This window comes from Actinomadura sp. CNU-125, assembly GCF_001942465.1.
GTDB lineage: Bacteria > Actinomycetota > Actinomycetes > Streptosporangiales > Streptosporangiaceae > Spirillospora.
Genome location: NZ_MKJY01000163.1, coordinates 1 through 11649, shown reverse-complemented (window position 1 = coordinate 11649; position 11649 = coordinate 1). Strand labels below are relative to the sequence as shown.

The 11649-nt window shown below is 74.4% G+C and carries 8 protein-coding genes, 3 pseudogenes and 1 riboswitch; of the genes and pseudogenes, 9 read left to right on the top strand and 2 right to left on the bottom strand.

All coding sequences use genetic code 11. The features are described 5' to 3' along the window. Positions 1 to 499: 499 nt before the first annotated feature. The 5 genes and pseudogenes from BJF79_RS65700 (at position 500) to BJF79_RS19835 (ending at position 3537) form a co-directional block, all read left to right on the top strand. A pseudogene (locus BJF79_RS65700) lies at positions 500 to 1032 on the top strand (FHA domain-containing protein). 51 nt (positions 1033 to 1083) lie between these two features. Continuing rightward, positions 1084 to 1233: pseudogene (locus BJF79_RS60755) on the top strand (MerR family transcriptional regulator); the annotation flags it as partial. A gap of 76 nt (positions 1234 to 1309) precedes the next feature. Further along, entirely contained in the window at positions 1310 to 1819 is a 510-nt protein-coding gene (locus BJF79_RS19845; RefSeq protein WP_262402293.1) for a hypothetical protein, read from the top strand. 154 nt (positions 1820 to 1973) lie between these two features. Further along, positions 1974 to 2444: a bifunctional nuclease family protein gene (locus BJF79_RS19840; protein WP_026406115.1), complete on the top strand. Its 471-nt coding sequence runs from the start codon at positions 1974 to 1976 to the stop codon at positions 2442 to 2444. Between the two features lie 493 nt (positions 2445 to 2937). Then, complete coding sequence (locus BJF79_RS19835) at positions 2938 to 3537, top strand: MerR family transcriptional regulator (RefSeq protein ID WP_075899457.1); 600 nt, start codon at positions 2938 to 2940, stop codon at positions 3535 to 3537. On the opposite strand, the gene BJF79_RS19830 is transcribed toward BJF79_RS19835, so the two are convergent. Both BJF79_RS19830 and BJF79_RS19825 read right to left on the bottom strand, forming a co-directional pair. Beyond that, positions 3534 to 6011: a lysylphosphatidylglycerol synthase transmembrane domain-containing protein gene (locus tag BJF79_RS19830; RefSeq protein WP_075899455.1), complete on the bottom strand. Its 2478-nt coding sequence runs from the start codon at positions 6009 to 6011 to the stop codon at positions 3534 to 3536. The two genes, BJF79_RS19835 and BJF79_RS19830, sit on opposite strands and share 4 nt — an antisense overlap. Further along, positions 6008 to 6187 (bottom strand): hypothetical protein, encoded by a 180-nt coding sequence (locus BJF79_RS19825; RefSeq protein ID WP_075899454.1) that lies wholly within the window; start codon positions 6185 to 6187, stop codon positions 6008 to 6010. The genes BJF79_RS19830 and BJF79_RS19825 overlap by 4 nt, the downstream gene beginning before the upstream one ends. A gap of 128 nt (positions 6188 to 6315) precedes the next feature. Continuing rightward, a riboswitch (glycine riboswitch) is annotated at positions 6316 to 6410 on the top strand. 171 nt (positions 6411 to 6581) lie between these two features. On the opposite strand from BJF79_RS19825, the gene gcvP reads away from it, so the two are divergent. The 4 genes and pseudogenes from gcvP to BJF79_RS19805 all read left to right on the top strand — a co-directional run. Further along, complete coding sequence (gcvP, locus tag BJF79_RS19820) at positions 6582 to 9266, top strand: aminomethyl-transferring glycine dehydrogenase (protein WP_262402292.1); 2685 nt, start codon at positions 6582 to 6584, stop codon at positions 9264 to 9266. A gap of 270 nt (positions 9267 to 9536) precedes the next feature. After that, positions 9537 to 10673: a sensor histidine kinase gene (locus BJF79_RS19815; RefSeq protein WP_262402291.1), complete on the top strand. Its 1137-nt coding sequence runs from the start codon at positions 9537 to 9539 to the stop codon at positions 10671 to 10673. Next, entirely contained in the window at positions 10661 to 11323 is a 663-nt protein-coding gene (locus BJF79_RS19810; protein WP_075899452.1) for a response regulator, read from the top strand. The genes BJF79_RS19815 and BJF79_RS19810 overlap by 13 nt, the downstream gene beginning before the upstream one ends. 126 nt (positions 11324 to 11449) lie before the next feature. Then, positions 11450 to 11649, top strand: a pseudogene (locus BJF79_RS19805) (hypothetical protein); the annotation flags it as partial.

Here is an 11649-nt window from a genome sequence, read left to right as displayed (position 1 = left end):
GGCGCGGCGGACGCCCCGCGCGGCGGCGGCGTCCTCACCGACGTGCTGCCCGTCGCGGAGCCGGGGAAGGAGCCCGGGGGAGAGGCCGGGGGAAACCCGGCGGACGTGACCCATCCGACAAGTTGATCACCCGGGGCGCGAGGACCGCCGCGGGCGCGATACGGTCGTGTCCTGAAGGGGAAGACGGGGGACGTGGTGAGCCGAAGAACCGGCCGGTGCGTCGTGACCGGAGGCGTGCCGCGCGGCGGCATGGACCTGCGATCATCGGCGGCGGTAGTTTGGGGTCTCGCCGACCCCGGTTGACCCTTCGGGTCATCCCCGCGTAAGTTGCGGCGACCGTCGGTTGCGGCGACCGTGGCGAGCGCGGGCGGTGAGATGGACCGTTGCCGGGGGCGGGTCCCCGGCGTGGGTTGGTTGACGGATGCGCGTGACGTGCGCGGCTCCCGCGGCGAGCGGGGCCCGCGACCGGAACGCCGATGGTAGGAGGCCGAGCAGATCGATGCCGAGCGTCTACTGCACGCAGTGCGGTCACGCCAACCCGGATGATGCCCGCTTCTGCTCCTACTGCGGCACCCCGCTGACGCGGAACGCGCCGCCGCCGCCCCGGGAGTCGCCCGGCGAATCCACGTCCACGATCTCCATCGGCGGGATCGAGGCGCTGGACACCGACACGGGCGCCGAAGAGCCTGCGTCCCGTCCGACCAGATGGGCGTGGAGGCGCTGCCTCCCGGCACCGCGCTGCTCGTGGTCAAGCGCGGCCCCAACGCGGGCAGCCGCTTCCTCCTCGACCAGGACCGCACTTCCTGCGGGCGGCACCCCGAGAGCGACATCTTCCTGGACGACGTCACCGTGTCCCGCAAGCACGCCGAGTTCCTTCGCCAGGGCGGGCAGTTCTCCGTCCGCGACGTCGGCGCGCTCAACGGCACCTATGTCAACCGGCAGCGGATCGACCACACCGCCCTCGCGGGCGGCGACGAAGTCCAGATCGGAAAGTTCCGGCTGGTCTTCCTGACGAATCCGCAGCACGGCTGACCGGAGCCGGGCACCCGGAGGCGAACCGGACGCGGCCACGACGGGACCACGATGGGAGGGGCCTTGAACGCGCAACCGGCCAGGTCCCTGATGACGATCGGGGACGTCCTCGGGCTGCTCCGGCCCGAGTTCCCCGACATCACCATCTCCAAGATCCGGTTCCTGGAGTCCGAGGGGCTGATCGAGCCGCAGCGCAGCCCCTCGGGTTACCGCAAGTTCGGCGCCGCCGACGTCGAACGGCTCCGGTTCGTCCTCACCGCGCAGCGCGACCATTACATTGCCGCTGCGCGCCTTCCGGCAGCACCTGGAGGCGAGCGACCGCGGCGAGTCCGTCCCGCCGCTCGGCGCCCGCGCGCCCGAACCGACCGCGGCCGCCCCCGCACGCTCGTCGCCGCCGACGCGGACCGCCGGGAACGCCGCCGTCCGGCTCACCCGCCGCCAGCTCCTGGACGGCGCCGGGATCGACGAGGCGCTCCTGCACAGCCTGGAGGAGTTCGGGCTGATCCGCCGCCGCGGCGCCTCCTACGAGGCCGAGGCCCTCGCCGTCGCCCGCGCCGCCGCCGCGCTCGGCGAGTACGGCTACGAGGTCCGGCACCTGCGCGCCGTCAAGGCCGCCGCCGACCGCCAGGCCGGGCTCATCGAGCAGACCGTGGCGCCCCAGCTGCGCCGCCGCGACCCCGACGCCCACGAGCAGGCCGCCGAGACCGCGCGGGAGATCGCCGCGCTGTCGGTGAAACTGCACGCCGCGCTGCTGTCGGCGAGCCTGCGGGAAAGCCTCGACCACTGATCACCGGCGCCCCGCAGGTTTTTGCCGACCCCACGGCGCGGCGTTCCGTCCGAACGTGGGTGTACGTTGGCTACAGGGCTCGGGTTTCGGGCTCGGCGGGACTCGGTCCGGCCGCACGCGGGTGATCGAGAAAGCGAACGAGCAGGGAGCCGCAGTGAAGCAGATGGAGGTCGTCGGCGTCCGGGTCGAGATGCCCTCCAATCAGCCGATCGTCCTGTTGAAGGAGACGGAGGGCGAACGCTACCTGCCCATCTGGATCGGGGCCGTCGAGGCCACCGCGATCGCCTTCGCCCAGCAGGGCGTGCTGCCCGCGCGCCCCCTCACCCACGACCTCTTCCGCGACGTCCTCGACGCGCTGAGCGTCCAGCTGAGCACCGTGAACATCACCGCGCTCCGCGAAGGCATCTTCTTCGCCGACCTGGTCTTCTCCAACGGGGTCGAGGTCAGCGCGCGCCCGTCCGACTCCATCGCGCTCGCCCTGCGCACCGGCGCCACCATCTTCGCCAGCGAGGACATCCTCGAAGAAGCCGGCGTCGCCATCCCGGACGAGCAGGAAGACGAAGTCGAGAAGTTCCGCGAGTTCCTCGACACCATCACCCCCGAAGACTTCGGCCGCGCCGGCTGACCCGCCCCGCGCCGCCGGTTCGCCCGGCCGCCGCCCGCCCCCGCGTCGCCGCCCGCACCCGCGTTCACGTCCGCACCTCGCGTGTCGCCTTCGCGGACATGCCCGCCGCTGACCCGCGCTTCACGAACCCGCTCAATGATCTTGAGGCGCCGGGGGTCGTTTGGGGCGCGACGGCGGGGTAGGAACGTCTCCGACGGGGGCGCCCGTGGGGTATGTCACTTCACGGGGTATATTTAGGGTCTGCCGCCATTGGACGTGCATCGCCCTGGGAAGTGGCGGTTTCCGAGGGGCGTCCGGCGGGGTAGGGACCGCAGTGGCGGCCAAGGTGCGCGGTTTGCCCACGTGAAGCCGGTTCATCCGGGCATGCGACGCGCCGACGACGAACGTTGACCACACCCTGACCGGCACCTACCGTGCTGGTTGAACACCCGTGGTGTTATTCGTCAAACCCCCTTGACGAACCGGCACGGGATGATAGAAGCCGGAGGTCCGCGTGGCGGTGAGCAGCGGCGAGGGCAAGGCCACCCCCGACAGGCACGTCGCTTCCCGGCGTGCCGGAGAGCAGGGCCTGCTCTTCGACACGCAGGTGTCGGCGCCGCCGGAGGACGTCGGCTACCGCGGCCCGACGGCGTGCTCGGCGGCGGGCATCACCTACCGCCAGCTGGACTACTGGGCCCGCACCAAGCTCGTCGAGCCCAGCGTCCGCCCCGCCCACGGGTCGGGCAGCCAGCGGCTGTACAGCTTCCGCGACATCCTCGTCCTCAAGGTCGTGAAACGGCTCCTGGACACGGGCGTCTCGCTGCAGCAGATCCGCACCGCGGTGACGCACCTGCGCGACCGCGGCGTGCAGGACCTCGCGCAGATCACCCTCATGAGCGACGGCGTCAGCGTCTACGAGTGCACCTCGCCCGACGAGGTCGTCGATCTCCTCCAGGGCGGCCAGGGCGTGTTCGGCATCGCGCTGGGCCGCGTGTGGCAGGAGGTCGAGGGCAGCCTCGCCGAGCTGCCCGCCGAACGGGCCGCCACCGACGACCGCACCGACCACCCGCACGACGAGCTCGCCGACCGCCGCCGCGCCCGCCGTACCGGCTAGAGCGCTTCTTTACGCTGCAGATAGGCGAACGCGGCCCAGCCCGGAAGCACCGGCAGCCACAGCGTCAGCAGACGGTAGAGCAGCACCGCCGACGCCGCCGTCTCCGCCGCCAGCCCCGAGATCGTCAGCGCCAGCGTCAGCGCGCCCTCGACGGCGCCGAGCCCGCCGGGCGTCGGCACGGCCGACCCCACCGCGTTCGCCGTCAGGAACACCACGACCACGGCCGTCCACGGCAGCGAACCGCCGAAGGCGCGGATCGAGGCGTCCAGGCACAGGACGAACCCCACCGTCAGCAGGAGCGTCCCGCCGATCCCGGTGAACAGCTTCGACGGTGACTGCAGGACGTCCACGAGCCGCGGCAGCACGCCCGAGAACATGCTCCGCAGCCGGGCCGCGACCACCCGCCGCACCCGCGGGATCGTCAGCGCCAGCCCGGCGACCAGGCCCAGCGCCAGCACCGCGATCACGACGGTGCGCGACGGCGCCAGGTCCTGCGTCGCGGTGCCCGTCGAACCGGTGAGGAAGCCGAACAGGACGAGCAGCAGGATGTGCACCACCAGGCCGACGAGCTGGGACGCGCCGACGCTCGCCACCGCCGGGCCCGGCCGGACGCCCGACCGCTGCAGGTACCGCGTGTTGACCGCGACGCCGCCGACCGCCGCGGGCGCCACCAGCTTCACGAACGACGCCGCGAGCTGCACCAGCACCGTCCGCCACAGCGGGAGCCGTTCGGGCACGAAACCCATCAGCATGAAGGCCGCCGCCAGGTAGGTCAGCGCCGCCGCGCCCAGCGCCACCCCCGCCCACCACCAGGACGCCTTCCCGACCAGCTGCACCAGATCGATGCTGCCGAGCTGCGGGATCACGATGTAGGCGGCGATCGACAGCGCCACCACGCTGAAGATCGTCCGGGGCCGGAACCGCTCCAGCCGGATCGGCGCCGCCTCCGACTCGGGCTTCAGCCGGACGATCTCCTCTCGGATCCGCGGCAGCAGATCGCGGTCGCGCCGCACCGCCTGCCGGGTCGCCCGCGACAGCGCCACCCGCTGCAGCATCGGCACCGCCGCGGCCAGCGCCTCCTCGCCGAGCACCGGCACCGCCGTGCGCACCGCGCGCTCCGGGCCCGCCCGCAGCGCCAGCGTGGTGAGCAGCTGCGCCAGGTCCAGCCGCAGCGCCAGGTCGCCCGCGGCGATCTCCCCGGACCACAGGTCGACCAGGTGCGCGGCGCCGTCGTCGCCGACCAGCACCGCGTCCTCCTCCAGCCTCCGGTGCGCCAGCCGGCCCTTCTGCAGGCGCCCGAACTGCCGCCACACGTCCGTCAGCAGCTCGTCGGTGATCTCCTCGGCGGGCACGTCCCGCAGCCGCCGCCCCGGCACGTGCTCGTAGGCCAGCAGCGCCGCCTGCGTCCCCACCTCCAGCGTCCCGACGAGCCGCGGGGTCCGGGCGCCCGCCGCGGCGGCGGCGTACGCGGTGAGCGACTCCTGCTCCAGCGACCGGCGCAGCGACCGCAGCGTCCGCCCCGCCGTGGTGCGCCGCAGCCGCAGCATCCGCCACAGCCGGTACGGCAGTCCGGCGGTCTGCTGGTCGCGGTCCAGGACCCGCAGCTCCAGATCCCAGGCGCCGTGCGGGGCGTCGGGCGCGAGCGGCACCGGGTCCTCCCCGGTGGCGGACGGGCCCAGCAGCACCCCGTAGCGGCGCGCCTCGTCCGCGCCGTCCTCGGGACCGTCGAGGCGCGCCGCCCGCCGCGGGCACAGCCCCAGCCGCTCCAGCGCCGTCACCACCGTCATGCCCGTCGGGCGCGGATTCGGCGTGCCGACCGCGTACAGGGTGCCGGACCCGATCGCGCGGCCCAGGAAGTACGTCGCGGCCAGCGCCGACACCGACGCGTAGGCGGCGGTCAGGCCGGTCAGCGCCGCCAGCCCGATCATGGACCAGGTGGCCGCCTGCCAGCGGGTCCGCCCCGCCATCCCGACGACGCTGACGAACGCGATCACCGGCGCGATGTCGGTGTGCACCGGCGCCGTGTCGGTGCCGCCCCAGATCAGCGAGTCCAGGACGCCGCCGGGCGCGGCCTGCACCACCAGATCGTCCAGCGTGATCGTGACGGCGAACGCGATCATCGCGGCGAGCAGCGCGATGGCGACCCGCATGCCGTCCTTGTGGAACAGCCGCTCGACGGCGAACGCGATGGGGACGGCCAGCACCCCGAAGCTCGACGCCAGGGTGGCCAGCGCCAGCAGCAGCTCGGGCGCGTGCGCGGTGCCCTCGGCGATGTCGGTCTGGATGCCGTGCGTGGTCTGCTGGGCGAACGACACCAGCAGCATCACCGCGGCCAGCCCGGAGCACGACACCGCGAACCGGAGGGCGTCGGACGGGCGGCGGATGCGGTCGGGCTGCGCGGGCTCGTCGACGGGCACGCCCGCGGAGGCGCCCCGCCTCGGGCGCACCGCCTCCTCGTCGTGCGTCTGCGTCACCCGTCGCCGCCCCGGCCGTCCGTCGTGCCGACCGGCGTCGTGCCGATCGGCGTCCCGGTGATCAGCGTCCCAGAACCGGCCGCACCCGGTCGAGCGGCGGCGCCCGTCCGGGCGTCGCTCCGTTCACCCCGTAGCCCCTCGTCGTCGCCCCCGCCGCGCCCCGGCGGGACGGTCATATCGTACTGTCCGGCGTACTCGCGGGTACGAGGCCATCGCCGAGGTCACGGCGGTGAACACCCGGTTACGGGAGCGGGACGATCGCGGACGGGCCGCGGTTGGGTAGGGTTTGTCCCGGACATGCCGTCGACCCTGGGCGGGAGAGACCCCACGCAGCCGGCGTGGGGCGCCGAAGGGGCAACCTCCCCGGAACCTCTCAGGCAAAAGGACCGCTCGGGCGAGGCACCTTCTGGAAAGCAGGCGTCGATCCCCGCGGATCGGGAACGGCGCCTCACCGAAGGGGAAACCCCGTGCGCGGGTGAAGCTCTCAGGTGCCGATGACAGAGGGGGAGACCGGCCGCCGGCCCGCGCCGGCGGTGGCCTGAGCGACCGCAGCAGCCAGGAGGCTCCTCCATGACCGCCCAGTTCTTCGCCCCCGTGGCCGCGCCGCAGGATCCCCGCGCCGCGTTCGCCGACCGGCACATCGGCCCGTCCCCGGCCGACCGCGACCGGATGCTCGCCGCGATCGGATACTCCGGCGCGGAGGCGCTGATCGACGCCGCGGTCCCCGCCGCGATCCGCACCGGCCGTCCGCTCGACCTGCCGCCCGCGCTGAGCGAGACCGCCGCGCTCGACCGGCTCCGCGGGCTCGCCGCGCGCAACACCGTCCTGACGTCCATGATCGGCCTCGGCTACCACGGGACGATCACGCCCGGCGTGATCATGCGGAACGTCCTGGAGAACCCCGGCTGGTACACCGCCTACACCCCGTACCAGCCGGAGATCTCCCAGGGCCGCCTGGAGGCGCTGCTGAACTTCCAGACGGCCGTCGCCGACCTGACCGGGCTGTCCGTCGCCAACGCGTCCATGCTGGACGAGGGCACCGCCGCCGCCGAGGCGATGGCGCTCGCGCACCGCGCGTCCAGGCGCAAGGAGCCCGGACGGTTCCTCGTCGACGCCGACGCGCTCCCGCAGACGATCGAGGTCGTGCGCACCCGCGCCGTCCCGCTCGGCATCGAGGTCGTCGTCGCCGACGTGTCCGGCGGGCTGCCGGACGGCGACTTCTTCGGCGTCCTGCTGCAGTACCCGGGCGCGTCCGGCGCCGTCCGCGACCTCGCGGCGCTGTCCGCGGCGGCCCGCGAGCGCGGAGCGGCGGTCGTCGTCGCCGCCGACCTGCTCGCGCTGACGCTGCTGCGCCCGCCGGGCGAGTCGGGCGCCGACATCGCGGTCGGGTCCGCGCAGCGGTTCGGCGTCCCCTACGGCTTCGGCGGCCCGCACGCCGGATACATGGCGGTCGGCGACGACCTGCGGCGCCAGCTGCCCGGACGGCTCGTCGGCGTGTCCGTCGACGCCGACGGGGCGCCCGCCTACCGGCTCGCCCTGCAGACCCGCGAGCAGCACATCCGCCGCGAGAAGGCCACCAGCAACATCTGCACCGCGCAGGTGCTGCTCGCCGTGATGGCGAGCATGTACGCCGTCTACCACGGCCCCGAGGGCCTCGCCGCGATCGCGCAGCGCGCCCACCGGCGGGCCGCCGAGATCGCCGACGGGCCTGCGCCGCGGCGGCGTCGAGATCGTGCACGGGTCGTTCTTCGACACGGTCCTGGCCCGCGTCCCCGGCGGCGCCGCGAGGTCGTCGCCGCCGCCCGCGCGCGCGGGATCAACCTGCGGCCCGACGGTACCGACCGCGTGGCGATCGCCTGCGACGAGACGACGACCCCCGAGCACGTCGCGGCCGTCCTGGAGGCGTTCGGCGCCGACGCCGCGGTGCCGGACGACATCGCCGACGTCCTGCCCGGCGACCTGCGGCGGGAGAGCCCCTACCTCACCCACCCGGTCTTCCACGCGTACCGCTCCGAGACCGCGATGCTGCGGTACCTGCGCCGCCTCCAGGACAAGGACATCGCCCTCGACCGGTCGATGATCCCGCTCGGCTCCTGCACGATGAAGCTCAACGCGACCGCCGAGATGGAGCCGATCACCTGGCCGGAGTTCGCGAACGTCCACCCGTTCGCGCCGCTCGACCAGGCCGCCGGGTACGTCGAGCTGATCGGCGAACTGGAGGCGAACCTCGCCGAGATCACCGGCTACGCGAAGGTGTCGGTGCAGCCGAACGCCGGATCGCAGGGCGAGCTGGCCGGGCTGCTGGCCATCCGCGGCTACCACGCGTCGCGCGGCGAGGAGCACCGCGACGTCTGCCTGATCCCGTCGTCCGCGCACGGCACCAACGCTGCGAGCGCCGTCATGGCCGGGATGCGGGTCGTCGTCGTCAAGTGCGACGAGGGCGGCAACGTCGCGCTGGACGACCTGCACGCGAAGATCGACGAGCACGGCGACCGGCTCGCCGCGATCATGGTGACCTACCCGTCCACGCACGGCGTGTTCGAGGAGTCGATCACGCAGGTGTGCGACGCCGTGCACGCCGCGGGCGGCCAGGTCTACGTGGACGGCGCCAACCTCAACGCCCTCGTCGGCCTCGCCCGCCCGGGCGAGTTCGGCTCGGACGTCTCGCACCTCAACCTGCACAAGACGTTCTGCATCCCGCACGGCGGCGGCGGCCCCGGCGTCGGCCCGATCGGCGTCCGCGAGCACCTCGCGCCGTTCCTGCCGAACCACCCGCTGCGCGCGGAGGCCGGGCCGCCCGACACGGGCGTCGGGCCGATCTCGGCCGCGCCGTGGGGGTCGGCGGGCATCCTGCCGATCTCGTGGGCGTACATCGCGATGATGGGCCCGGACGGGCTGCGCGCCGCTACCGAGGGCGCGATCATCGGGGCGAACTACCTCGCCGCGCGGCTCGCCCCGCACTACCCGATCCTCTACACCGGACGGAACGGACTCGTCGCGCACGAGTGCATCGCCGACCTCCGCAAGATCACCAAGGAGACGGGGATCACCGCCGAGGACGTCGCCAAGCGGCTCATCGACTACGGCTTCCACGCCCCGACCCTGTCGTTCCCGGTGGCGGGCACGCTGATGATCGAGCCGACCGAGAGCGAGGACCTCGCCGAGCTCGACCGGTTCTGCGACGCGATGATCGAGATCCGGCGGGAGATCCGGCGGGTCGCCGACGCGGCCACGACCGCGACGACAACCCGCTGAAGAACGCCCCGCACACCGCCGCGCAGCTGCTCTCCGACGGCTGGAAGCACCCGTACACCCGCGAGGAGGCGGCCTACCCGCTCCCGGCGCTGCGCGACGGCAAGTACTGGCCGCCCGTCCGCCGCATCGACCAGGCGTACGGCGACCGCAACCTCGTCTGCTCCTGCCCGCCGCCCGAAGAGTTCGAGGACTGACCGCCCGAAGCGGCGCGCGGCGACCCCCTACTTCGGTAGGTGCCGCCGCCGCGGCGCGTCCGGCTACCTTGGCCCCGTGAACAGCGGAAAGCATCCTTGGGGCGGCGCCGCGGTGATGGTCGCGGCGACCGGGCTGCTCGCCGGGCTCAGCGTGTGGGGCACGGTGAGCGAGGGCGGGACGCGCGAGCGGCTCGTCCTCGACATCGCCGTCGCGGTCGTGGGCTGCGCGGCGTCGCCCGTCCTGCTGCGGCGGCCGGTCGGCGGCGCGCTCGGGCTGAGCGTGCTGGCGGCGCTGTCCCCGGCGGCGACCCCGGCGGCCACCGCCGGGGCCCTGCAGGTCGCGCAGAGCCGCCCGTTCCCGGCCGCCGTCGCGGTGGCCGCGGCGGGCGTCGCGGCGCACGCGGCGCAGGGACTGTGGCGGCTCAACTCGGGCATCTCGCTCGGCTGGTGGCTCGTGCTGATCGTCGTCGCGTACGCGGCCGCTCGTCGGCTGGGGCGCCCTCGCCCAGGCGCGCCGCGCGCTCATCGCCTCGCTGCGCGAGCGCGCGCCGCCGCCGAGGCCGAGCAGGGCCGCCGGGTCGCCGAGGCGCGGATGCTCGAACGGACCCGGATGGCGCGCGAGATGCACGACGTCCTCGCGCACCGGCTGTCGCTGCTCGCCACCTACGCGGGCGCGCTGGAGTACCGGCCGGACGCCCCGCCCGAGCGGCTCGCGCACGCGGCGGGCGTCGTCCGCACCGGCGTGCATCAGGCGCTGGAGGAACTCCGCGAGGTCATCGGCGTCCTGCGCGACGAGGAGCGCGACTTCGGCGACCGGCCGCAGCCCGTCCTGGCCGACGTGCCGCGCCTGGTCGAGGAGTCCCGCGACGCGGGGGCCGCGGTGACGCTGCGCGACGGGGTCGCCGAGGCGGCCTCCCTGCCGCCCGCCGCGGGCCGCGCCGCCTACCGCGTCGTCCAGGAGGGCCTCACCAACGCCCGCAAGCACGCCGCCGGGCTGCCCGTCCAGGTGACCCTGGAGGGACGGCCCGGCACGGACCTGGAGATCGACCTCCGCAACCCCCTCCCGCCGGACGGCGCCCCGCCGCTCACCGCCGGTTCCGGGACGGGCCTCGTCGGGCTCACCGAACGGGTGCGGCTCGCGGGCGGACTGCTCGACCACGAGACCGCCGGGGGAGAGTTTCGGCTCCGCGCCCGGCTACCATGGCCCGCGTGACCCGGCCGGTGCGCGTCCTGATCGTCGACGACGAACCCATGGTCCGCGCCGGGCTGACGATGATGCTGGACGGCGCGGACGGCATCGCCGTCGTGGGGGAGGCCGCCGACGGCGACGAGGTGTCCGCCGCCGCCGACGCGCACGCCCCCGACGTCGTCCTGATGGACCTGCGGATGCCGCGTGTCGACGGCATCACCGCCACCCGCCGGCTGCGGGCCCGCACCGACCCGCCCGAGGTCGCCGTGCTCACCACCTTCGACGGCGACGAGAACATCCTGCGGGCGCTGCGCGCGGGCGCCGCCGGGTACCTGCTGAAGGACACGCCGCCCGAGCGGCTCGTCCGGGCCGTGCACCGGGTCGCGTCCGGGGACCCGATCCTGTCCCCGCGGATCACCCGGCGGCTCATGGACCGCGCGATCGTCCAGGCCGGTGCCCACGAGCGGGCCCGCACCGCGCTCGACGCCCTCACGCCCCGCGAACGCGACGTGGTCGTCGCCGTCGCCCGCGGACGGGCGAACGCCGACATCGCCGCCGAACTGTTCGTGAGCCTGGCCACCGTGAAAGCCCACGTGTCGACCGTCCTCGACAAGCTCGGCCTCGACAACCGCACCCAGATCGCGCTGCTCGCCCACGACGCCGGACTCGCCTGAGCCCGGCACGGCGGCGAACACGCCAGAAGTCCCCGCAAAAGGTGACGGGTGTCGCCACGGGACGCGGCGGCTCCGGATCGCTAGGCTCGGTTCCGACCCCGACCCCCAGAGGGCAGAAGAGCACCGATGAGCGAGTCTCCGGAACCGGTACCGGCGGCCACCGAGCCCGCCGCGCACGACGAGCGGCGCGCCGCGCGGCGGGACGGGCACGGCCCCGACGCGGCCCGGCTGTGCGAGGAGGCCCGGGACCTCGCCGAGCGCGGCGAGTCCGGCGGCGCGCCGCGGGCCTGTTCGAGCGGTGCTCGCCCTCGGCGACACCCCGCACC